The sequence below is a fragment of the Fischerella thermalis PCC 7521 genome (assembly GCF_000317225.1).
In the GTDB taxonomy this organism is placed as follows: domain Bacteria; phylum Cyanobacteriota; class Cyanobacteriia; order Cyanobacteriales; family Nostocaceae; genus Fischerella; species Fischerella thermalis.
This window is the reverse complement of the sequence record NZ_AJLL01000077.1, coordinates 60,381-83,009: the sequence shown is the minus strand read 5'-3', so window position 1 is coordinate 83,009 and position 22,629 is coordinate 60,381. Positions and strand designations below refer to the sequence as shown.

At 41.9% G+C, this 22,629-nt stretch carries 19 protein-coding genes and 2 pseudogenes; 11 read left to right on the top strand and 10 right to left on the bottom strand.

What is annotated here, in order from left to right:
* Positions 1–257: 257 nt before the first annotated feature.
* Complete coding sequence (locus UYK_RS26845; protein WP_009455082.1) at positions 258–398, bottom strand: hypothetical protein; 141 nt, start codon at positions 396–398, stop codon at positions 258–260.
* A gap of 300 nt (positions 399–698) precedes the next feature.
* Here UYK_RS26845 and UYK_RS0116450 point away from each other — a divergent pair, with 300 nt between their 5' ends.
* Both UYK_RS0116450 and UYK_RS0116445 read left to right on the top strand, forming a co-directional pair.
* A complete protein-coding gene (locus tag UYK_RS0116450; RefSeq protein ID WP_009455080.1) occupies positions 699–1,649 on the top strand; it encodes an SGNH/GDSL hydrolase family protein in 951 nt (316 codons plus the stop codon).
* A 289-nt stretch (positions 1,650–1,938) separates the two neighbouring features.
* Complete coding sequence (locus UYK_RS0116445) at positions 1,939–2,487, top strand: pentapeptide repeat-containing protein (protein WP_009455078.1); 549 nt, start codon at positions 1,939–1,941, stop codon at positions 2,485–2,487.
* Between the two features lie 267 nt (positions 2,488–2,754).
* Here UYK_RS0116445 and UYK_RS27330 read toward each other — a convergent pair.
* The 5 genes and pseudogenes from UYK_RS27330 to UYK_RS0116420 all read right to left on the bottom strand — a co-directional run.
* Positions 2,755–3,003: pseudogene (locus UYK_RS27330) on the bottom strand (MBL fold metallo-hydrolase); the annotation flags it as partial.
* Between the two features lie 63 nt (positions 3,004–3,066).
* Positions 3,067–3,309, bottom strand: coding sequence for a type II toxin-antitoxin system HicB family antitoxin (locus tag UYK_RS0116435; protein WP_009455076.1), 243 nt, complete (start codon positions 3,307–3,309; stop codon positions 3,067–3,069).
* A 71-nt stretch (positions 3,310–3,380) separates the two neighbouring features.
* Entirely contained in the window at positions 3,381–3,812 is a 432-nt protein-coding gene (locus tag UYK_RS0116430) for an archease (RefSeq protein ID WP_009455074.1), read from the bottom strand.
* 13 nt (positions 3,813–3,825) lie between these two features.
* A complete protein-coding gene (locus tag UYK_RS0116425) occupies positions 3,826–4,764 on the bottom strand; it encodes a CobW family GTP-binding protein (protein ID WP_016871784.1) in 939 nt (312 codons plus the stop codon).
* Between the two features lie 208 nt (positions 4,765–4,972).
* Positions 4,973–6,520 carry an RtcB family protein gene (locus tag UYK_RS0116420; protein WP_235182344.1) on the bottom strand — a complete coding sequence of 516 codons (1,548 nt, stop codon included), beginning with the start codon at positions 6,518–6,520 and terminating at the stop codon, positions 4,973–4,975.
* Between the two features lie 237 nt (positions 6,521–6,757).
* On the opposite strand from UYK_RS0116420, the pseudogene UYK_RS0116415 reads away from it, so the two are divergent.
* From UYK_RS0116415 to UYK_RS26835, 5 genes and pseudogenes are all read left to right on the top strand, one after another.
* Positions 6,758–7,168: pseudogene (locus UYK_RS0116415) on the top strand (class I SAM-dependent methyltransferase).
* Between the two features lie 197 nt (positions 7,169–7,365).
* Positions 7,366–7,521, top strand: a complete 156-nt coding sequence (locus UYK_RS26840; RefSeq protein ID WP_009455064.1) for a hypothetical protein — start codon at positions 7,366–7,368, stop codon at positions 7,519–7,521.
* Between the two features lie 314 nt (positions 7,522–7,835).
* A complete protein-coding gene (locus UYK_RS0116405; RefSeq protein WP_016871781.1) occupies positions 7,836–8,996 on the top strand; it encodes an RNA-guided endonuclease InsQ/TnpB family protein in 1,161 nt (386 codons plus the stop codon).
* 133 nt (positions 8,997–9,129) lie between these two features.
* Positions 9,130–9,312 (top strand): hypothetical protein, encoded by a 183-nt coding sequence (locus tag UYK_RS25170; RefSeq protein ID WP_235182343.1) that lies wholly within the window; start codon positions 9,130–9,132, stop codon positions 9,310–9,312.
* Between the two features lie 251 nt (positions 9,313–9,563).
* Entirely contained in the window at positions 9,564–9,713 is a 150-nt protein-coding gene (locus UYK_RS26835) for a hypothetical protein (RefSeq protein ID WP_009455060.1), read from the top strand.
* A 47-nt stretch (positions 9,714–9,760) separates the two neighbouring features.
* On the opposite strand, the gene UYK_RS0116390 is transcribed toward UYK_RS26835, so the two are convergent.
* Entirely contained in the window at positions 9,761–10,717 is a 957-nt protein-coding gene (locus UYK_RS0116390) for a heme o synthase (RefSeq protein ID WP_016871779.1), read from the bottom strand.
* A 100-nt stretch (positions 10,718–10,817) separates the two neighbouring features.
* A complete protein-coding gene (locus UYK_RS0116385; RefSeq protein WP_009455056.1) occupies positions 10,818–11,780 on the bottom strand; it encodes a COX15/CtaA family protein in 963 nt (320 codons plus the stop codon).
* Between the two features lie 824 nt (positions 11,781–12,604).
* Here UYK_RS0116385 and UYK_RS0116380 point away from each other — a divergent pair.
* The 3 genes from UYK_RS0116380 (at position 12,605) to UYK_RS0116370 (ending at position 16,204) form a co-directional block, all read left to right on the top strand.
* Positions 12,605–13,687: a cytochrome c oxidase subunit II gene (locus tag UYK_RS0116380; protein ID WP_026086495.1), complete on the top strand. Its 1,083-nt coding sequence runs from the start codon at positions 12,605–12,607 to the stop codon at positions 13,685–13,687.
* Positions 13,688–13,763: 76 nt separating this feature from the next.
* Complete coding sequence (ctaD, locus tag UYK_RS0116375) at positions 13,764–15,506, top strand: cytochrome c oxidase subunit I (protein WP_009455052.1); 1,743 nt, start codon at positions 13,764–13,766, stop codon at positions 15,504–15,506.
* A gap of 80 nt (positions 15,507–15,586) precedes the next feature.
* A complete protein-coding gene (locus tag UYK_RS0116370; RefSeq protein ID WP_009455050.1) occupies positions 15,587–16,204 on the top strand; it encodes a cytochrome c oxidase subunit 3 in 618 nt (205 codons plus the stop codon).
* Positions 16,205–16,379: 175 nt separating this feature from the next.
* Here the strand turns inward: UYK_RS0116370 and UYK_RS0116365 are convergent, their stop codons facing one another.
* Together UYK_RS0116365 and argS are read right to left on the bottom strand one after the other, a co-directional pair.
* Positions 16,380–16,685, bottom strand: a complete 306-nt coding sequence (locus UYK_RS0116365) for a hypothetical protein (protein WP_009455048.1) — start codon at positions 16,683–16,685, stop codon at positions 16,380–16,382.
* Between the two features lie 262 nt (positions 16,686–16,947).
* The gene (argS, locus tag UYK_RS0116360; RefSeq protein WP_009455046.1) at positions 16,948–18,705 is read right to left on the bottom strand and encodes an arginine--tRNA ligase; all 1,758 of its coding nucleotides are present in this window, start codon (positions 18,703–18,705) and stop codon (positions 16,948–16,950) included.
* Between the two features lie 304 nt (positions 18,706–19,009).
* On the opposite strand from argS, the gene metH reads away from it, so the two are divergent.
* Positions 19,010–22,549, top strand: coding sequence for a methionine synthase (gene metH / locus UYK_RS0116355; protein ID WP_016871778.1), 3,540 nt, complete (start codon positions 19,010–19,012; stop codon positions 22,547–22,549).
* Positions 22,550–22,629 lie beyond the last annotated feature (80 nt).

Here is a 22,629-nt window from a genome sequence, read left to right as displayed (position 1 = left end):
AAGGCAGAGGGTAGTCCCGATGAAACTAGTTTCACAAGCTTTGCCATTCCTTGGTAAGGAGAGGGAAAGGGGGGCGAGTCTTACCTAAGGGATATAACCGATAACTATTCAAGTTGTGAGTCGTACAAGTGTTAGTGTCTTGGTGGTTTGTGACTATTTTTTGAACCACCAAGTCTCCAAGACACCAAGGAAAAAATAAGTTGATTTAGCTGAATATATATACTTTAATTGGCCTAATTTTTGTGCTGCTACTGAAATTAGTTTACTGCATAGGCTGCTTGTAGTGCCCAAATAATCAGACCGGCGATCGCTCCTAAAAGTACTATGGTGGAAATAGTGACTACTTTTGGCGAGTCTGCCCCGTCAAATTTCATGATTCCTCGATTTAAATCGGACATGGCTTTGCAATTCTCCTCGTATTACAGGACTGGTTTTCCGTCTCGATTGTAATCTTTCCGTTCGCAATTGATATGAGATTCTTAACTAATATTTTGTTTAAGCTTTGTAAATTTAACATCACCAATATTACTTATTTCAAAAGAAATACTAGCGACTTTTATACAAAAATACTTAATATTTAGAATATTATAGTATAAGTTATAACAATAAATGTATTGTTGTTTGTTGCTAAAAGATGGTTGTTTCTACCAAGGAATAAACATCAGTACAGTACTATTTCATTTCTCAGGCATTTACAGGTGAAAGAAACACTAGTAATTATTTTAACTTTGCTATTGGGTTTGTTTGTGGCTATGGAAATAGGGATGCGATCGCTTTTTGGTTTTGGTAATCCCTTAACTTATATTGCGGACGAGCAAATTGGCTATTTACTAGCTCCTAATCAGCGCACCCGTCGTTATGGTCATCGCATTGAAATTAATCAATACTCTATGCGAAGTGAAGCAATCGAACAGACGCCTCCCTCTTCTACGCTGCGGGTGTTGTTGTTAGGAGATTCAATTGCTAACGGTGGTTGGTGGACAGACCAGGATAATACTATTTCTAGTCTGATTCAAGGTTCTTTAAGAGCAACAAATGTTAGTAATTACCAAAAAATTGAAGTATTAAATGCTTCAGCTAATTCCTGGGGACCGAGAAATGAATTGGCATATTTGGAGAAATTTGGTAGTTTTAATGCTCAGGTGGTAGTTTTATTAATTAATACCGATGATTTATTTGCTACTGCTCCCACATCTTTACCAGTGGGACGCGATCGCAACTATCCAGATCGCAAACCGCCTTTAGCATTGGTGGAGGTTTTGCAGAATTATGTTTTTAAGCCCCAGCCGATACCAGAACTAGAAGCAATACACAAAGAAGGTGGCGATCGCGTTGGTAGAAATTTGGAAGCTATTGGGAAAATTCAAGCGTTAACGCGTCAGCACAATGGCCAGTTTTTACTCGTTATGACTCCCTTATTACGCGAAATCGGTTCACCGGGTTCCCGCGATTATGAGGTTAAAGCACGTCAACGTCTTAGTGAATTTACCAAAACCCAGCAAATAGCATATATAGATTTTCTACCGAAATTCAATACTACCAAAAACCCAAAAACTCTATATCACGACCACATCCATCTCAATCTACAAGGAAATCAAATCGTGAGTGAGGTAATTAAGCAAAAGCTAATTGATATTTTGAAATTTTAAGAATCATGAATTATAAATTATGAATTATTAAGTAGAAGGGGAAAGTTATCAGTTATTAAATCTAATGGCTAATTGTTCACTGTTAACTGTCAACTGTTAACTGATTTGTAAAGGGGTATGCATATTTCCATTAAGCAAGTGTGTCATGGGCGAAAAACTCTAGCAAAATAATAGAACAAGATATAGCAATAATAATTTCAGTTGCTATCAAATCAATACTTGTGTGGTTTGGATGGAGTGAAACTCAAAACTCAACTTGCTCACTTGTAAATATTGCGAGGCGGATAATATGGACTTTAATATACTCCTAAGCCGATATGAAACAGGAGAACGGGATTTTGTCGGTGTAAATCTCCATAAAGTAAACCTTCGTGAAGTGGATTTGAGTGGGGCAAATTTTTGTGGAGCAGATTTGAGTGGAGCAGATCTCAGCCAAGCTAATTTAAGCGGGTGTAATTTTAGTCGAGCAAATCTGACGGATGCAGATTTAACCAGAGCAGATTTGAACGGTGCAAATTTGAGCGAGATTAACTTGATTGGAGCAGATTTAATTAATGCTAACCTTGAGGGAACTAATTTAAGTCGTGCAGATTTGCGAGGTGCAAATTTAGTTAGAGCTAACTTAACGAAGGCAAATTTGAGTGAAGCAGAATTGAGTGGTGCGGATTTAAGTGGAGCCAATCTTAATCAAGCAAATCTGATTGAAACAAATTTGAATGAAGCAGAACTTAATGGTGTTAATATAACCGGAGCAACCGTAACAGAAAAAGAAATGAGTGGGGTAATTATGCACACTGGTTTATCCCATAAATGGATAACTTGGGCTGGTGGTTGCTGAGGACTTTAACAAGGTAAAGCAGGGCTTAATTTTTTCTAAGTCCTGCTAAGAAGAATTATGCGATCGCTCCAATGAATAATGCTTCCAGATACTAATTCGGCAAGCAACTATACAATATACTACTAACTTTCATCATGAAATTCCGGAAATAGATTGCTGTTTGTAGAATTATCTAGTGATGAAGTGAGGATGTTTACACAAAAACCGGGTTTTAATTTTATGATTAAAACCCGATTTCTTGACTGAGGTTGCAAAATTCAAACTAGCTTATTGAGTTTCTATCCACGCAATACACTTTTGCATTTGCTCTTTCATAGTTTCTGCATCTGCGTGATACCTCCGCCCATGACCTGGAAGCACCCATTCAAAAGTATAATTAGCCAACTTCTACATCGATTTAATTAATTCTGGCCAAGAATAAAAACAATAATTACGGAAAGCAATTAACTGTTGAATATCATCATCCCAAGCCAGATGATCCCCACTAAAGAGAAACTTATTTTTGTAAAGCAGCATCAAAACCAGCTTCTTTCAGGTAATAAACTAAGTCACGCCGACTAATTGCTCCAAATGGTGGCATTAGGCGGCCTCTTTGCTAAAATTCAGGTCAATACCATCAATGATTGGTAGAGTATGACCTAAACGCAGTCCTAAAATAATCCATCCCTCCAAGGCGTCTTGCAACTCTTCTCGACAAGCTTCCAATGTCAAAGCACTTGCCCAAACACCCGGACACTCTGGAATTTCACTATAAAAAGTTCCATCCTCAAGCAACTCGTAAATTGCCCTATGCATGGCTGCACTGATGTAATTTGTTAGCATTTTATCTAGCGATCGCTCTGCAATTTTGTTTTAAGGCTTTGTTATCTTTAGTGTTTATCTCACAGCTTAAACTAAATATCAAGAATAACCGTCGCCTTCCAACCATCATTTATTTTTTCTACTTGAAACTGATGTAAAGTTACAGCTTTCACATCTACCAACTGTTGATGGCGTTGAGGGTCAAGTTTTTCTCCTTGGAGTACAGCAGTGAGGTGATATTTACCATCTTTCTCCTCAAAATTAATTTGCTGTGTTCGTAACAGAAGTTGTTCACTGTCTTTGTAATAAATCAGCTCTTGCAGAAAATTAAATAGCAAGAGATCTAATTCATCATTATCCAAGCTGATATTTCGTGTTTCTTTTGGTTCTATCGAATCCAAATTGTCAATCATAGTATTGATTGTGGCATTACCTGCTGCTTTGAAAAGCTTTTGCAAATCTTCTCCCCAAGCACAAAAGGCAGTATCAGCAGTAGCAACATCTTCCAAAAATTCGTAACGCATAAAATTCTCAATCTCAATTTTCTCTATGTTTTGGTGTGGTTGATTCAATATTATTTGTATACACAAAATTTTGTTCACATAACTTTAATCTGTTAATAATTTCTGATTTAATCATCCTTATATCTTTACCAATAAAAACTAGCTCTGTTGCTTCTTGGGGAAATAACTCTAATTCCCAACGTCCAGCTACAAAATTAAACAAATAAACGCCTTCTAAAAACCTAACAAATCCTTTGGCGCGGTAAACTTCTGGTTCCAGACTATCAGCAAATTCTTCAAAACACTGGCGATTAAAAATAGCGGATGAACTGTAACTAAATGATTCAAATTCTGGCTGATGAACGTGCTGTGGTGGTGGTTGTACTTTTTCTCGACTAATACCAAATAGCAACTCTGGATCTACTTCACCCCGTACAGTGTATACAATCGCAGCAGTTTCGTTAATTGAATTTAACTTTTTCGCAATGGTTTGCAATTCCATTTCAGAAACTAAATCAACCTTGTTTAAAACAATAGTGTCCGCTGCTTCAATTTGGATTCGAGTTGTGTGACCAACAGAAGGATATTTAATCATGGCATCGGCATCAATAACTGTAATCACTCCATCCAGCCGCACTCTCTGCAAGCTTTCTTGAATATCAAAAACTAAAGCATCCGGTTCTGCAACTCCGGTTGTTTCGACTATTATGTAATCGGGATCAACGTTATCTATGATTTCATTAACGGCAGCTTCAAATTCACCTAGTAGCGAACAGCAAACACAACCACCACCCAAATCTGCCATCTGGACGTTTTTACCTTGGATTATTTTCGTATCGATCGCTATTTCGCCAAATTCGTTCATCAAAATAGCAATTTTTTTTGGGAAAGTGTCAAGGATGTGACGCAGGAGTGTGGTTTTACCGCTTCCCAAAGGCCCGGTAATTACTGTTAATGGTGTACGTACTGCCATAAGAATCCAAAATCCAAAATCTGAACTTGCGTTTAAGCCGTACCAACTAATAAAAGTCTTGCGAGAAAACTGTTTTATGGTAGAAACGACCACAGATGCACACAGATGGACACAGATAAATTATCGGTGTACATCTGTGTTTATCTGTGGTCGATTTCCAAAAGATAATGTTTGTCATAGTTTAAATTCACATCAGGTTTAATTTGCATTACCCCTTGATATTCCCAATCGGCGTCAACTTGACTACCCGCTTGCTGATTCCAGCTAACTCAGCCGCTTCAATGACATCATCAATATCTTTGTAGGCTCCACCCGCTTCTTCTGCTAATCCTGAATAAGAGGTACTACGGACATAAATACCTCGACTTTCCATCTCTTTTTTGAGTTTTTCGCCACGGTAGATTTTTCGTGCTTTCGCTCGACTCATTGTCCGTCCGCTACCGTGAGCTGTGCTGAAGAAAGTTTGCTCACCACTGGGTACACCCACTAATAAATAAGAGCCAGTTTCCATACTGCCACCAATAATCACTGGTTGACCAATATTTTTATACCGCTCAGGTACATCTTTCATTCCAGGGGCAAAAGCACGAGTTGCACCTTTACGGTGGACAAGGAGCGATCGCTCTTGGCTATCAATAATATGACGCTCTAGTTTAGCGGTATTGTGGGCGACATCATAAATCATATGCATACCTAAATTTTCAGGCGATCGCCCCAAAATTTCCGAGAAAACTTCCCGAATTTGGTGCAAAATCACTTGACGATTAGCAAACGACATATTAATGCCGCATTTCATTGCTGCAAAATAAGCTTGACCTTCAGGAGAGTTAAAAGGCGCACAAGCTAATTCTCGATCCAAAATTTTGATCCCGTACTTACTTTCCATCACCTTCAGGAAAGTTTGCAGATAGTCAGTTGCTACCTGATGACCAAATCCCCGACTTCCACAGTGAAACATCACCACCACTTGATTAGGAATAGTAATTCCCAAACTCCGGGCTAATTCCTGGTCATAAATATTCTCTGGTCGAGCAACTTGAATTTCCAAATAGTGGTTCCCAGACCCCAAAGTACCGATTTGGTTGAAACCTCTATCAATCGCTTTTTCACTGATTTTGCTAGCATCAGCACCCTGAATACAGCCGTTTTCTTCTACCAATTCCAAGTCTTCTTCCCAACCGTAACCATTACGGATGCACCATTGCGCGCCTTCTTCCACCACTTTGCAAAACTCATTGCGGGAAAGTTTGACAAACCCAGTGCTTCCGACCCCAGCAGGAACTCTTTCGTACAGCCTGTCTACTAACTTTTTAATATACGGTTTAACTTGGTCATAAGTTAAATTTGTTACCATCAAGCGCATCCCACAATTGATATCAAAACCAATACCACCAGGAGAAATCACACCCCCTGCTTCTACATCCATCGCCGCCACACCACCAATCGGGAAACCATAACCAAAGTGTCCGTCAGGCATACACAAAGCGTACTTAGTTATGCCTGGAAGTGTAGCCACATTAGTAACTTGGTCATAAACAGCGTCGTCCAATTCCTGAATTAACTTTTCCGTTCCATAAATCCGCGCCGGAACACGCATTCCCTGTTTGTAAGAAACTGGAATTTCCCAGATAGTGTCAGAAATTCTTTTTAAATTATCTATCATCGCCATATCCAGCACCCCCGCGCTTTGTTCGGTGTTTGCTGTCAGTAAAAAGACCTGCCACAAAATCCCATCAATTCGTGGCGGGAGTCTCAAAATATGCTAATCATCTTTTATATGTATAGATTTGAGGATAAAGTTTCTGCTTAGTTAAAACCTCTGTCTAGAGAAATGTGTGACATACTGCCATTAACCAGAATACAAGCTGATGCCTAATCAACAAATTTCAGCCACTCAAGCAAGTAGTAATCTAGCTCTAGTCGGCAGCAAATCTCCTATTTTTCAAGTATCAAAAATAACGATCAAACCTTTGAGAACTACAGCCTTATCAGTGTGCATCATCGGTGTGCATCTGTGTTCATCTGTGTTCGTTTTTCCCTAAAAATTTTATGCACCACAACCTACGAACAACAATACAAACAAGAAGTAATAAATTTCTTTAACAGTAGAACTAGTTACGACAACGATTACACCATTCGTCGCACTCTGCCTTTACTAGAGTTAGTTCACCTACAAAAAGGACAAAAAGTATTAGATATAGCAACTGGCACAGGTATCATTGCCATTGCTGCTGCCCAAATTGTTGGCTCAGAAGGAAAAGTAATCGGAGTCGATTTTTCTTCGTAAATGCTTAAGCAAGCACAACAAAAAATTGAGGAATTAGGCTTGCAAAACATTGAATTAATAGAAGCAGATGCAGAATGTATCGACTTTAAAAATGAAAATTTTGATTTATACCTTTAGGCATATGAATATCTGATAACAAATACATAAATTAGGGTACTAAGGTTATCGCTCTCCTGATTTTGTAAGCGAAGCTAAAAGGATTTCTGAGAAGTCAAAATTTAATCACAATCGCTGCTAAGAAATTGTAGCTCAGCACTTTTCAGATATCCTTGCAATCACAGCAATTACCATTAATTAATTCCCAGGAGAAACTCATGATTATTTCTGATCTGAATCACATCGAATCTGTTGAATCTAGTCAAATTATTGGTGGTCACTGGAAAGGCTACTACGGAAGAGGCAAATACTACGGGGGCAAAGAATACTACGGATTCAAACGACACAAATATTACGGCTATTGCAAGCACTAAATACTGATAAATTGCACTAGTTTGTAGTATTCGGATGCGAAGCCTCTGAACCTTCGTTACCAGGTCTAACCTGGTAACGACAATAGCTTACCTGATTTTGTAAGTGAGGTTAACAATCATCTAACACCCCCAGGAGACTCCCGCCACAGCGTCAGCTTGGCGGTGAGAGGAATAGGGACGCGCGAGGAGTTTCACCCCTGAGTCTAGTTGTTGCGTAGCCGCAACAGACGACGGGGTAAACGACGAGTGAGTAAATGAACTTTGGGGCATAGCGGTTATACGTATTTCACAGATTTAATGGTAAAGTGTGAGGCATGGAAAAAGCCTACCGCTACCGTTTTTACCCAACTACCGAGCAAGAACAAATATTGCGCCGGACAATTGGTTGTGTGCGGTTGGTGTTTAACAAGGCTTTGGCGGCGAGAACTGAGGCTTGGTATGAGAGACGGGAGAAGATTGATTACGTTCAGTCTTCTGCCATGCTGACACAGTGGAAAAAGTTGGAAGAACTCCAGTTTTTGAACGAGGTTAGTTGCGTACCACTGCAACAAGGTTTGAGGCATCTGCAAACTGCTTTCGCCAATTTCTTTGCAGGTAGAGCAAAATATCCCAACTTCAAAAAGAAGCGTAGTGGTGGTAGCGCAGAGTTTACCAAGTCTGCTTTCCGGTGGAAGGATGGACAAGTCTACTTGGCTAAGTGTTCTGAACCGCTGCCAATTAAATGGTCTAGACAACTTCCCAAGGGGTGTGAACCTAGTACCATCACAGTTAGGCTTGAATCTTCTGGGCGATGGTTTGTCAACTTGCGGATTAACGATCCAACTGACGAAACTTTGCGACCAGTTGATAGTGCTGTTGGTCTGGATGTTGGGATTAGCAGTCTCGTTACTTTGAGTACGGGTGAAAAGATTGCTAATCCCAAAGCGTTCGACAAGCACTATCAAAAGTTGAGGAAAGCACAAAAGTCTTTGAGCCGCAAACAGAAAGCTTCCCGTAATCGAGACAAAGCAAGACTCAAAGTAGCTCGTCTCCAAGCTAAAATCTCTGATTCCAGAAAAGACCATACCCATAAACTGACAACTCAACTGATTCGTGAAAACCAAACGATAGTGGTTGAGGATTTGGCAGTTAAAAATATGGTTAAGAACCCCAAGCTTGCCCGTGCTATCAGTGATGCTGCATGGGGCGAGTTGGTGAGACAACTGGAATATAAAGCCAAATGGTATGGTCGAACCTTGGTAAAAATTGACCGTTGGTTTCCCAGTTCTAAGCGCTGTGGCAACTGCGGACATATTGTTGATAAGTTGCCGTTGAACATCAGGGAATGGGATTGCCCCAAATGCGGGATGCACCACGACCGAGACATCAATGCAGCTAAGAATATTTTGGCGGTGGGGCACACCGTTACAGTCTGTGGAGCGAACATAAGACCTGATAGGCATAAGTCGCGTATGGCAGTTGCGAAAATCCAGTAATGGAAAGAAACAGAAACCCAAGTCGTGAGGCTTGGGAATCTCCCGCTAATCCTGCGGATGTAGCGGGAGAGGATGTCAATTTATTGCATCTGAGCCATTTGTCGATTTACAAAACTCCAATTTACTCACCGATTTGGATCATAGAATTACGGAAGAAATTACAGGAGGACAAGCACCTTTAGCTTTCTACAGATGTGCAAAAGACCGATTTGTAACTGACTATAAAGGCTATAACTGGTATCGAGGGACTAGAGCATGTGATGTAATTGGTCGTAACGAAGCGCCCGAAGAGGTGAAAAAAGCTGCTCAACGTTAATCACCCATTAAGAAAAAATAGATTTAGTTCAGCCAGAATCTGTTAAACCGCGATTAATCGCCGACAACTCTGACAACTTGCACTAGTTTGTAATATCAGGATGCGAAGCCTTCAAACCCTCGTTATCAGGTTGAACTTGGTAACGAGAATGATTTAGTATAATTATATAATTAATTTTTATTTTTAAAAGCAAAATTATTGGATAATTGAATTAGTGTCAGCCCTATTAAAATCTTGCTAGAGGATTCAAGATGAGTATTTTACGTCAAATGGCGTTGAGTGCTTTTTTTGCTCTTTTCTTAGCAGCTATTCTTGGTGTTGTTAAGAATCAACCTTCTTTAACGGCTTCGGCGGGTATAGCTGCTGGTGTGTGTGGACGTGCTCTTTCTGCAATTAAATAATTTAAAAAACCGGGTTTTTCAAAAAAACCCGGTTTAATTCCAGTCAGTTAACTTTCACACCAAATGAACTGACTGACTACAAAACTGATTGCATGATGAGTAAGAGGAAGACTATCAACTACCATACCCAGACACAATAGCATCATGTAAGAAATGGAATAGAGAAATAATCCTCTTGCTAAATTTCGATCGCTTGGATCACGCAACAATTGCCAAGCTTTGTAAATGAATACTCCGCCTAAATATAGCGCGATCGCACCATAAACAAATCCTGTTTGCTGCAAAGGGTAAACTAGTATGAATGTGGCTGCGACTGTGAGCAAGGTATACCACCAAATCTGTTGCACAGTTGCTGAATTGCCTGCGACTACTGGTAGCATAGGTACGCCTACTTTTGCGTAATCGTCCCGAATCATCAAGGCTAAAGCCCAGAAGTGGGGCGGTGTCCACAAAAAGACAATTGTAAATAATAACCATGCTGTCCAGCTGAGATTGCCAGTAACAGCAGCCCAACCTACCAGTGTGGGAATTGCTCCTGCTGCTCCACCAATAACGATATTTAGGGTGCTGTGACGCTTTAGCCAATGAGTATAAATTAACACATAAAAACCTATGCCAGCCATTGCTAGCAAGGCAGCTAGCAAGTTGGCAAATACTGACAATAGGCTAAAGGAAATAACAGCAAGAGCGATCGCAAAAATCAGAGCATCACGCGACTGTATTCTACCAGAAGGGATGGGACGATGACGGGTACGCTCCATCTCATAATCTATATCCCGGTCATAAATACAGTTAATTGTCTGGGCGCTAGCAGCAGCTAAAGTGCCACCAGAGAGAGTGACTAACAATAGCATCGGGTCTACTTGTCCCTTTGCCGCGATCCACATACTGCCAGCTGTTGTAATTAAGAGTAACGGGATAATCCTGGGTTTGGTTAGCTGGTAGTAACTTTGCAGAACCTGTAAAAATGATTCATGCTGCTTCGAGACATTAGTCTCAATCATCTTGGCACTATTTCCTTAATCTTGAATAATTTGTATGCTGCCGCCATGAGTATCAGTCATCAGTGATCAGTGATCAAAAACTGATAACTTTTGACTGAATTTAATTCGGAATTGGATTGGCAGTTTCAGTGTTAGATTCAGCATTAATACTGAGATTTGCTACCCAATCACGTAAACAAAGAACAGTGAACACCACCAAAATACCTAGCAATGTCGCTCCTATAGCTTGGTGAGATACTGTTAATGGCTCAACTTGCAGATGTAACCTGAAAGTGGCAAATCCTACAATTAATTGTAAAATCAATAACCCACCAGCCATATTGGCTAGTTTGCGTAGGGCTGGGTGGAGTGCTGGTGTACGCCAAGTCATAAAAACAACTGTCAATATTGCCAGCGTCGGTGGAATCAAGCCAAAAATGTGGCTGTACATGACATCACAAAGTTGATAACCCGCAAAGCATTGGTGTAATGCCCAGCGAGAACCTACTAAAGCACCGAGGAGACTCTGCACATAAACCAAAATAGTGGCGGTTAAACCTACCCAAGGCAACTTACCAACAGTTCCGGTTGCTTGGTAGGGAGTGAGTGCAGTACCGATCGCCAGTAAAGTAGAGAAAAATACTAAAGCTGTTCCCAAGTGAGCGGTAACAATATCAAACCGCAACAGTTGCGTAACAGTAAGTCCACCTAACACGCCTTGGAAGATAATTAAAAACAGTGCGAATGTGGATGCCCAGGGTAGCCACTTGGGTAGACAGCGACGATTCCACCAAGATACACCCACAAGTGCGATCGCGCTGACTCCAATTAATGCTGCATCCAATCTATGAAACCATTCCAGAAAAACCTGGAAATTCATTTGCTTGGTTGGTACTAGTTCACCATAGCATAAAGGCCAGTCTGGACAAGCCAATCCTGCATTCATGACGCGGGTAGCGCTGCCTATCGCCATTAACATCAAGGTGGCTACACACATTCTCCACACCCAGCGCCGAATTCTATCCTTGGGATTTTGCTGTTCTACTGCCGCTAAATTTTGTTGTTCTAGGACAAATTCGCTCATGTAAAGATACCTTCTGTCCGCTTGATGTGAGCTATGAAATTTCCAAGATAGATCAGTACTGACCCATATCCACCCTAGCGCAATAAATTCTAGGTTAGATATTCAGATATCATCTATACTTTGAATCACCTTTACTAAAATCAGCCTAAGCTTTAGAGATTTTTCAGGTTTTTGGGTATTTATCGCTGACAATTTTGATAAAATCTAATTTTTTCTTAAATATTTATGTACTCCTTTTGGCAGCCAAGGAACTATAGCTGGTTATTGCCTTTTTGGATTTTAGATTTTGGATTTCACCAAAAGTTTGTAGACGCGCTCATAGGCTTCTGGCGCTCAAAGCTTTTCAAGACCGATTAAAAGCATTGATTACTAGGCTATTCCAAAATTTTGAAACAAGAGTCCTTACGCCAATTTAGTCTTGCTCAAGAAGTAAATTCACACAAATGTTTGCCCACGCATAATTTTCATAAATCTGCTATGTATAGGATTCCTATTTGATTTTTGAAAAAAATCAGTACACCTCTAACTTCCTTGTTGTCTGTTGTAAGAGTGCCTGTTGCCTCCTTACACCAGTATGTTCAGTAATCGATAGAGTTAGCCATTTTTGGATAAAAATTTTGACCACAGGCGGTCATAAACACAGAACATGCAATATTTTTCTGTGGTCGCTAAAGTAGAAGTCGCAGACTAACTGAAGATTGGATAGTCAATCAAAAAAAATCATAAAATTTTACGCTGTTACTCTCCATGTCTTTTAGGGTGAACTACCGTAGTAAGTGGTGAGCAGTTCTGTCCAAGTAGTAAAGTCATTAACCCTATTAACCGTGAAAATTCCAAGTTCAATCTGGACATTACTTATCGGCATTGTGCTGACACTGGTCAGCCTCTGGTATGGCCAAAATCATGGCTTGTTGCCTACCCAGGCTTCCGATGAAGCTGTTTTAGTGGATGGTCTGTTCAATGCGATGATGACCGTATCCACAGGTATATTTTTAATTGTTGAAGGCGTTTTAATCTACAGCGCCTTTAAATATCGCCGACGTGCAGGTGATGATGCAGATGGTCAGCCGGTGCATGGTAATGTGCCACTAGAAATTCTCTGGACAGCGATCCCCGCGATTATTGTCATCGGTATCTCTGTCTACAGTTTCGATGTCTACAATGAAATGGGTGGCTTTGATCCCCATGCCATTCATGATGCACCCAGAACACCCCAAGCTATGAAAATGCCAGGGGCAGCGATCGCAGCAACTTTGACCGATACACCTCCTAGTGATCAACCCAACCTCAATCAGCAAAAATCTGATGAGGCCATGCAAGATCCAGCCACAGCAGCAGTTCGCAATGCTGATCAAATTCCTCAAAAGCAGGACGCCCCGGGTGTCGGCAGTGTTGCTCCTACAATTGGTGCTAGTCGGGAAAATCAAGGCACACCACCCGAACTGGTGATTAATGTCACAGGTTTACAGTATGCCTTTATTTTCACCTACCCAGACACAGGTATTACCTCTGGTGAATTGCACGTTCCCATCGGACGGGAAGTGAAACTAAATATGTCCGCAAATGACGTCATCCATGCTTTCTGGGTTCCAGAATTCCGCCTTAAGCAAGATGTCATCCCCGGTCGGCAAACAGAGGTTCGGTTTACACCCAAAACAGAGGGTACTTATGCTGTAGTTTGTGCGGAACTGTGTGGGCCTTACCACGGTGCGATGAGAACACAGGTAGTAGTAGAAAAACCAGAAGCCTTTGAGAAGTGGGTACAAGAACAGCAGGTTGCCAGTGCTGAAACTCTCAATCAGGCGGTTGCTGTGAACCCTGCGGAACTATCCCCAGCACAATATCTTGCCCCATACACGCAAGAAATGGGAATTCAGCCAGAAATGTTACATCAATTGCACAAGTAGTTATTTGTTCAGGGTTGATTGTTGATAGTTGTTTGGAAAAAACAACCAACAACCAACATAACAACCAACGATTTATATGACACAAGCACAAATACAAGAAACAGCTAATATCCCTGCTCAGGCTGAGGAAGCAGGGATGAGAAAATGGTGGGAATACTTTACCTTTAACACTGACCACAAAGTCATTGGTATTCAATACCTAGTCACCACCTTCATCTTCTACTGTATTGGTGGGGTGATGGCTGATTTGGTACGTACCGAACTCCGAACCCCAGAAGTAGATTTTGTGACTCCCGAAGTCTACAACAGCTTGTTTACGCTGCACGCCACAATTATGATTTTCCTGTGGATTGTGCCTGCGGGTGCGGGTTTTGCTAACTATGTCATGCCCTTGATGATTGGGGCAAAAGATATGGCATTCCCTCGCCTCAATGCCCTAGCTTTTTGGATCATTCCCCCAGCCGGTTTGATGCTAATTGCCAGTTTAGCTGTAGGCGATGCCCCGGATGCAGGTTGGACTTCTTATCCTCCCTTGAGTTTGGTAACAGGCCAGGTGGGTGAGGGAATCTGGATTATGAGTGTCCTGCTGTTGGGTACATCCTCTATTTTGGGGGCGATTAATTTCCTCGTTACCCTCCTGAAAATGCGTACCCCTGGCATGGGATTCCATCAAATGCCCCTATTCTGCTGGGCAATGTTAGCGACTTCAGCGTTGGTGTTGTTGTCGACACCTGTGCTAGCAGCAGGGCTAATTCTGCTTGCCTTCGACTTATTTGTAGGCACAACATTTTTTAATCCGACAGGTGGTGGTGATCCAGTTGTTTACCAACACATGTTCTGGTTCTACTCCCACCCTGCGGTTTACATCATGATTTTGCCCTTCTTTGGGGTGATTTCAGAAGTGATCCCCGTTCACTCTCGTAAACCCATTTTCGGTTATAAAGCGATCGCCTATTCTTCTTTGGCAATTAGCTTTCTGGGTTTAATAGTGTGGGCGCACCACATGTTCACCAGTGGTATCCCCGGTTGGTTACGGATGTTTTTCATGATCACGACGATGATCATTGCCGTGCCTACTGGTATCAAAATTTTTAGTTGGTTAGCAACTATGTGGGGTGGCAAAATCCGCCTCAACACCGCCATGCTATTTGCAATAGGCTTTGTGGGTACTTTCGTAATTGGCGGTATCAGTGGCGTCATGTTAGCATCTGTGCCTTTTGATATCCACGTCCACGACACCTATTTCGTAGTTGCCCACCTGCATTACGTCCTGTTCGGTGGTAGTGTTTTGGGTATCTATGCCGCTTTCTACCACTGGTTCCCAAAAATGACGGGACGAATGGTCAACGAATTTTGGGGTAAAGTTCATTTTGCCTTGACAATTGTTGGTCTGAATATGACCTTCTTGCCCATGCACAAGCTGGGAATGATGGGGATGAACCGTCGTATTGCCCAGTATGATCCCAAGTTTGCTTTGCTCAACGAAATTTGTACCTACGGTTCTTACATACTGGCAGTTTCCACATTGCCTTTTATTGTCAATGTGATTTGGAGTTGGATGTATGGGCCCAAGGCTGGGAACAATCCTTGGAACGCCCTAACTCTGGAGTGGATGACCACTTCACCACCAGCATTTGAAAATTTTGACAAACCACCTGTACTAGCTACTGGCCCTTACGATTACGGTTTGGAAAGGGCTGAAGAAGGTGTACCTTTATCTAGTTCCGATCCAGCTTTATCTGCTGGCCCTAATTCCGTCTTACGCGCCGAGCCTGACGAACCTTATCCATCTATCGCTGCTGAAAAAGGCGAACGCTAAATAATGTGAATTATGAATGATGAATGCTGAATTCATTGTTCATAATTCACAATTCACAATTCATAATTTCAAAAAGATTCATGAGTCAAACTATTGACCCAGCAAAAACAGCCCTAAATTATCACCACACAGCAGAAGCTGCTCACCACGAAGAACATCATGACTATCGTCTGTTTGGACTAATTGTGTTTCTGATTGCCGAAGGGATGATTTTTATGGGTTTGTTCGGAGCCTACCTAGCTTTCCGTTCGACATTGCCGGTTTGGCCGCCGGAAGGTACTCCAGAATTAGAGTTATTACTTCCTGGAGTCAACACCATTAACCTAATTGCCAGTAGTTTTGTGATTCACAATGCCGATACCGCCATCAAAAAGAATGATGTGCGGGGTATGCAAATGTGGTTTGCCATCACTGCTGTGATGGGGATCATTTTCTTGGCGGGACAGATGTATGAATACTTCCACCTGGAATTTGGTCTGACTACTAATTTATTTGCCAGTGCATTTTACGTTTTAACTGGTTTCCACGGACTGCACGTGACGATTGGTGTTTTAGCAATCTTAGCGGTGCTGTGGCGATCGCGCAAAAAGGGCCACTACAGTAGTGAAAAGCACTTTGGCATTGAAGCTGCTGAAATTTATTGGCACTTTGTAGACGTGATTTGGATCATCCTATTCGGATTATTGTATATACTGTGAGTATTATTTTTTACTCCAATCTCTGATGACACAACCCCCAACAGGGGGTTTTTTATTTGATGAAAATTAAAAATTTCATTAAACAAAAATCAGGAGTTACGCAAAAAATGCTACTCCTGAGTTTTGCCTTCTAACTTTATCGTCAAAATAACAATATTTTCAGTAGCATCTTTACCTAGCTTGTCACGAAATTAGAACGCCAAGAATTTGTTACCACTTCAGTACTCTTTGTACGTCCATCTGGGGATGTGTAATCCTTTCTCGTTGTAGTGGTACCAGAATTTTGATTACTATCATCTCCACCTTCTTCACCGAGAGCTAAAGTAGTGAATACATCTTGAACTCTCAGAGAAACAAGTTCAGGGGGGAGAAAATAGTTATATCCACCTGTAACTTTTTCGCTTTGATCATAGCTCAGTTCTTCAAAGCACAAACCAAGTTTTTCTAACTCAGAGATGTCTAAATCAAAAGGATGACGCATAACATACTCCTAGAACTTTTCAAGACAAAAGTCAAAACTTGACCTTTGACTTTACGTAACCTGTTGAATTTCCCCTGGTTTCAAGAAAGCTAGGGAATCAAAAAATTAACCAAACCGAATTGGGGTAAAAATTAGAATTTAATTTCTACCCCTAACTAAAATTTAATCGTAGTGTCTGTGTATTTCCAGATCAATTGCGTAATTTAATTTACCTAAACGTGAAGGGAAAATTTCATTTTTCAGCAAAGCCCCACTTCATATTCTACATCCGCTCCAATACCTGAATTCCTAACAAAGACAGTCCTAACTTCAACGTTCTAGCTGTTAAATAACACAGTGCTAAACGTGATGTTCTGATTGGTTCCTCTGATTTGAGAACAGGACAGTTTTCGTAGAACTTGTTAAATTTATCGCTGAGTTGATACAAGTATTCACATAACCGATTCGGCAATAAATCCTGCTCAACATCACTAATAATTTCATCCAGTTGTAACAAATGCTTTGCTAAAGTTAATTCTGTGTCTTCCTGTAACAGAATTTTGGCATCTGTACCTAACTTTTCAAAATCTACGTTACCTTCTCGGCTTATTCCTTGGGTACGGACATAAGCATAAAGCATGTAGGGTGCGGTATTACCTTTGAGGGAGAGCATTTTGTCATAGCTAAAAACGTAGTTGCTGGTGCGGTTTTGACTCAAATCTGCATACTTCACCGCACTGATCCCAACTACTTTGGCAACGTTAGCTTTGAACTGTTCTGTTTCTTGTCGTCCCTCTTGTATTAATCTATTTTCTAGGTCTGCACGTGCTCGAGCGATCGCTTCATCTAGTAAATCCCGTAACCGTACCGTATCTCCAGAACGGGTTTTGAATTTCTTCCCATCTTCACCCAGCACCAAACCGAAGGGAACGTGAACAAGTTCCACATCATCGGGAACCCACCCCGCCTTGTAGGCTACTTGAAACACTTGGGCAAAATGGTTTGCTTGTCCAGCATCTGTAACATAAATTATGCGTTTGGCATGATCTTCTTGAATCCGGTAGCGAATAGCAGCTAAATCTGTGGTTGCGTAGTTGTAACCACCATCAGATTTTTGCACAATCAAAGGCAGTGGTTCACCTTCTTTATTGGTAAATCCTTCCAAGAAAACGCATTTTGCCCCTTGATCTTCTACCAGCAAACCAGTCTGTTCTAAATCTTCTACAACTTTTGGTAGGAAGGGATTGTAGAAAGACTCGCCCCGTTCTTGCACCTTAATATCTAACAAGTCGTAAATGACTTGAAACTCTGTCCTTGACTGTTCACACAATAATTTCCAAGCATGAATTGTATCTGCTGCGCCTGCTTGTAATCTGACGACTTCTTGGCGTGCTTGTTCTTGGAAAGCTTCGTCTTCATCAAACCGCTTTTTAGCTTGCTTATAAAAGGTAACTAAATCACCAATATCTAAAGCATTAGCAGTTGTCAGGGCTTCTGGGTAAACTTCCCGCAGATATGTAATTAACATTCCAAACTGCGTTCCCCAATCACCAACATGATTTAACCGCAGCACGTCATGACCCCGAAATTCTAAAATTCGGGCAATACTATCTCCAATAATTGTAGAACGCAGGTGTCCAACGTGCATTTCTTTGGCAATATTGGGACTAGAAAAATCCACAATTTCCCGCTTTGGCGTTTTCGCTTTAGCAACTCCCAACCTGGAATCTGCTTGCAGCGCCGCCAGTTGTGCTTCTAGGTATTCTGTCGTGAGTTTGAGATTGATAAAACCGGGCCCAGCAACTTCCGGTGGTTTGCAAATATCAGATACATCCAATTGATCAACTATAGCTTGAGCGATCGCCCTTGGCTGTTGTCCTAAACGTTTTGCTAAAGATAAAGCTACATTCGCCTGATAATCACCAAATTTAGGATTGCTGGCTGCAACCAACACCGGATCTACTCCGGCGAACTCCGCACCAAAAGCTGTCACCAAAGCTTGCTGTAATTTTTCTTTTAATAATTCTTGTGTAGCGTTCATATATATTGTTGGGAAGCAGGCAGTAACTAATTCAATATCTTTCACGACCTGATTATTCTAGCTTTAAAATGCGATCGCATAATCCAACTACTACTTTGCATAAATTTAAACGCAGAGGAACGCAGAATTTTTCTTAATATTCTACTCTTTAGTGATCAAATCGCGGTATCTTCTTGGCGTTCTTGGCGTCATGGCGGTTTCTTCTTCATCTCTACTTTTAAACCTTATCCTGAAACAGTAGAAATTTTGGCAAATAATAAATTAAGTTGAATTATTGAGAGTAACCAAATTTCTTTTGGCAAATATGACTCATCCCTTTTTAGAACGTTTGCACAGTCCTGAGCGTCCGGTTATTGTCTTCGACGGTGCGATGGGAACTAACTTGCAAAGGCAAAATCTCGTCGCTGAAGATTTCGGTGGCCCTGAATATGAAGGTTGCAACGAATACCTAGTTCATACCAAACCTGAGGCTGTGGCTAAGGTTCACCGCGATTTTCTGGCTGCGGGTGCAGATGTGATCGAAACTGATACTTTTGGCGGTACATCTATAGTATTGGCAGAATATGGTCTTGCTGACAAAGCATATTACCTCAACAAAACTGCCGCCCAATTGGCAAAACGCGTCGCCGCAGAATTCTCTACTCCAGAAAAACCCCGGTTTGTGGCTGGTTCAATGGGACCGACAACCAAATTGCCAACTCTGGGACACATTGATTTTGACACAATGAAAGATGCTTTCGCCCAACAAGCAGAGGCGTTGTGGGATGGGGGTGTCGATTTATTTATTGTCGAGACCTGTCAGGATGTGCTGCAAATCAAAGCAGCGTTGAATGGTATTGAAGAAGTCTTTGCCAAAAAAGGCGATCGCCGTCCTCTCATGGTTTCTGTGACAATGGAAACAATGGGGACAATGTTAGTTGGTACGGAAATTAATGCTGTACTAACTATTTTGGAGCCTTATCCAATAGACATTCTGGGCCTGAACTGTGCTACTGGACCAGACCTGATGAAGCCGCATATTAAGTATCTTTCAGAACATTCACCTTTCGTAGTTTCTTGTATTCCCAATGCGGGTTTACCAGAAAACGTCGGTGGACAAGCACACTATCGCTTGACACCAATGGAATTGCGGATGTCATTGATGCATTTTGTTGAAGACTTGGGTGTCCAAGTAATTGGGGGTTGCTGTGGGACACGTCCAGAACACATTCAACAATTAGCAGAAATTGCCAAAGAACTCAAGCCAAAAGTTAGAGAACCAAAGCTAGAACCAGCCGCAGCATCAATTTATAGTATTCAGCCTTACGAACAAGACAATTCTTTCTTAATTATTGGTGAACGCATCAACGCCAGTGGTTCTAAAAAATGCCGCGAATTGCTGAATGCGGAAGATTGGGACGGACTGGTATCAATGGCGAGGGCGCAAGTCAAAGAAGGCGCACACATTCTGGATATCAACGTCGATTATGTCGGACGTGATGGTGTCCGCGATATGCACGAATTGGTTTCGCGCATTGTCAACAATGTGACACTTCCCTTGATGCTCGACTCCACGGAATGGGAAAAGATGGAAGCGGGTTTAAAAGTAGCAGGTGGTAAGTGTTTGTTGAACTCCACCAACTACGAAGATGGTGAACCGCGTTTCTTGAAAGTGTTGGAGTTAGCGAAAAAGTACGGTGCTGGTGTAGTTATTGGTACTATCGATGAAGAGGGGATGGCACGGACTGCTGACAAGAAATTCCAAATTGCTCAGCGCGCCTATCGTCAAGCCTTGGAATACGGTATCCCTGCCCACGAGATATTTTTTGATACTTTAGCTTTACCAATTTCTACCGGCATTGAAGAAGACCGAGAAAATGCCAAAGCCACTATCGAAGCCATCCGTCGCATCCGCCAGGAATTGCCTGGTTGTCATGTAGTCTTGGGTGTGTCTAATATTTCCTTTGGTCTGAGTCCCGCAGCTAGGATAGTACTGAACTCGATGTTCTTACACGAAGCTATGGCTGCGGGTATGGATGCGGCGATTGTCAGTGCTAACAAAATTTTACCACTTGCAAAAATTGAGGAGAAGCATCAACAAGTCTGTCGCCAGCTAATTTACGATGAGCGCAAATTTGAGGGTGATGTCTGCGTTTATGATCCTTTGGCGGAATTAACCAAGATGTTTGAAGGGGTGACAACAAAACGCGACAAAGGTGTTGATGAAAATCTCCCGATTGAAGAACGTCTTAAGCGTCACATCATTGATGGTGAACGCATTGGTTTGGATATAGCACTCGCCGAAGCGTTAAAGAAATATCCGGCTTTGGATATTATTAACATTTTCTTGCTAGATGGGATGAAAGTGGTAGGTGAGTTGTTCGGTTCTGGACAAATGCAGCTACCTTTTGTGTTGCAGTCAGCCGAAACCATGAAGGCGGCGGTGGCGTATCTTGAACCGTTCATGGAAAAATCAGCAGCTGGCGATAATGCTAAGGGTACATTTATTATTGCCACAGTTAAGGGTGATGTTCACGATATTGGTAAAAACCTGGTAGATATTATTCTGTCCAACAACGGTTACAGGGTTATTAACCTGGGAATTAAGCAGTCGGTGGAAAGCATTATCGAAGCATACGAGAAGCACAAGGCTGATTGTATTGCAATGAGTGGGTTGCTGGTGAAGTCCACTGCCTTCATGAAGGAAAATTTGGAGGTATTTAATGAGAAGGGAATTACTGTTCCGGTGATTTTGGGGGGTGCAGCGCTGACTCCCAAGTTTGTTTATGAAGATTGCCAGAATACTTATAAAGGTAAGGTGGTATATGGCAAGGATGCATTTTCAGATTTGCACTTTATGGACAAGTTAATGCCAGCGAAAGCGGCTGGTAAGTGGGATGATTTGAAAGGATTCTTGGATGAGTTTGCCCAAGCACCCCAAAATGGACATAAGGAACCTGTGGTAAGAGAAGAAGTTGAAGTAAAAGCAGCTGTTGAAGCAACAGAAGTGGACACCAGGCGTTCAGAAGCGGTGGCGGTAGATATCCCACGTCCCACGCCGCCTTTCTGGGGAACTCGGTTGTTGCAGCCGAGTGATATAAGTTGGGAAGAGGTTTTCTGGTATTTGGATTTGCAAGCTTTGATTGCGGGACAGTGGCAGTTTCGCAAGCCGAAGGAGCAATCTAAGGAGGAATATCAGGCTTTTTTGCATGAGAAGGTGTATCCGATTTTGGAGAAGTGGAAGCAGCGGATTGTTGCAGAGAATTTGTTGCAGCCGCAGGTGATATATGGGTATTTTCCTTGTCAGGCTGAGGGGAATAGTTTGTATGTTTATGATTGGAACCGCCAAGACGCAGAGGACGCAGAGGTAAGAGCAACTTTTGAGTTTCCTCGACAGAAGTCGTTGAGGAGGTTGTGTATTGCTGATTTCTTTGCGCCGAAGGAGTCGGGAGTGATTGATGTGTTCCCGATGCAGGCGGTGACGGTGGGTGAAGTGGCGACTGTGTACGCGCAGAAGTTGTTTGCGGATAATCAGTATACTGATTATTTGTATTTCCACGGTTTGGCGGTGCAGATGGCGGAGGCTTTGGCTGAGTGGACTCATGCACGGATTCGTCGGGAGTTGGGTTTTGCTGCTGAGGAACCGGATAATATTCGGGATGTGTTGGCACAGAGGTATCGAGGATCAAGGTACAGTTTTGGCTATCCAGCGTGTCCGAATATCCAGGATCAGTACAAGCAGCTGGAGTTGTTGGGGGCTAAGCGGATTAATTTGTATATGGATGAGAGTGAGCAGTTGTATCCGGAGCAATCTACGACGGCGATTATTTGTTACCATCCAGTAGCGAAGTATTTTAGTGCGTAGTACCTCACCCCCAGCCCCTCTCCGCGAGTTCGGAGAGGAGTACCCGATAGGGCGGGGTGAGGTTTTTGATTATAGGTAAT

Bases quoted from the DNA above. Each gene is read 5' to 3' on its own strand.
- UYK_RS26845 (WP_009455082.1), bottom strand. From the start codon at position 398: ATGTCCGATTTAAATCGAGGAATCATGAAATTTGACGGGGCAGACTCG.
- UYK_RS0116445 (WP_009455078.1), top strand. From the start codon at position 1,939: ATGGACTTTAATATACTCCTAAGCCGATATGAAACAGGAGAACGGGAT.
- UYK_RS0116435 (WP_009455076.1), bottom strand. From the start codon at position 3,309: ATGCTAACAAATTACATCAGTGCAGCCATGCATAGGGCAATTTACGAG.
- UYK_RS0116430 (WP_009455074.1), bottom strand. From the start codon at position 3,812: ATGCGTTACGAATTTTTGGAAGATGTTGCTACTGCTGATACTGCCTTT.
- UYK_RS0116425 (WP_016871784.1), bottom strand. From the start codon at position 4,764: ATGGCAGTACGTACACCATTAACAGTAATTACCGGGCCTTTGGGAAGC.
- UYK_RS26840 (WP_009455064.1), top strand. From the start codon at position 7,366: ATGATTATTTCTGATCTGAATCACATCGAATCTGTTGAATCTAGTCAA.
- UYK_RS0116405 (WP_016871781.1), top strand. From the start codon at position 7,836: ATGGAAAAAGCCTACCGCTACCGTTTTTACCCAACTACCGAGCAAGAA.
- UYK_RS26835 (WP_009455060.1), top strand. From the start codon at position 9,564: ATGAGTATTTTACGTCAAATGGCGTTGAGTGCTTTTTTTGCTCTTTTC.
- UYK_RS0116390 (WP_016871779.1), bottom strand. From the start codon at position 10,717: ATGATTGAGACTAATGTCTCGAAGCAGCATGAATCATTTTTACAGGTT.
- UYK_RS0116385 (WP_009455056.1), bottom strand. From the start codon at position 11,780: ATGAGCGAATTTGTCCTAGAACAACAAAATTTAGCGGCAGTAGAACAG.
- ctaD (WP_009455052.1), top strand. From the start codon at position 13,764: ATGACACAAGCACAAATACAAGAAACAGCTAATATCCCTGCTCAGGCT.
- UYK_RS0116370 (WP_009455050.1), top strand. From the start codon at position 15,587: ATGAGTCAAACTATTGACCCAGCAAAAACAGCCCTAAATTATCACCAC.
- UYK_RS0116365 (WP_009455048.1), bottom strand. From the start codon at position 16,685: ATGCGTCATCCTTTTGATTTAGACATCTCTGAGTTAGAAAAACTTGGT.
- argS (WP_009455046.1), bottom strand. From the start codon at position 18,705: ATGAACGCTACACAAGAATTATTAAAAGAAAAATTACAGCAAGCTTTG.
- metH (WP_016871778.1), top strand. From the start codon at position 19,010: ATGACTCATCCCTTTTTAGAACGTTTGCACAGTCCTGAGCGTCCGGTT.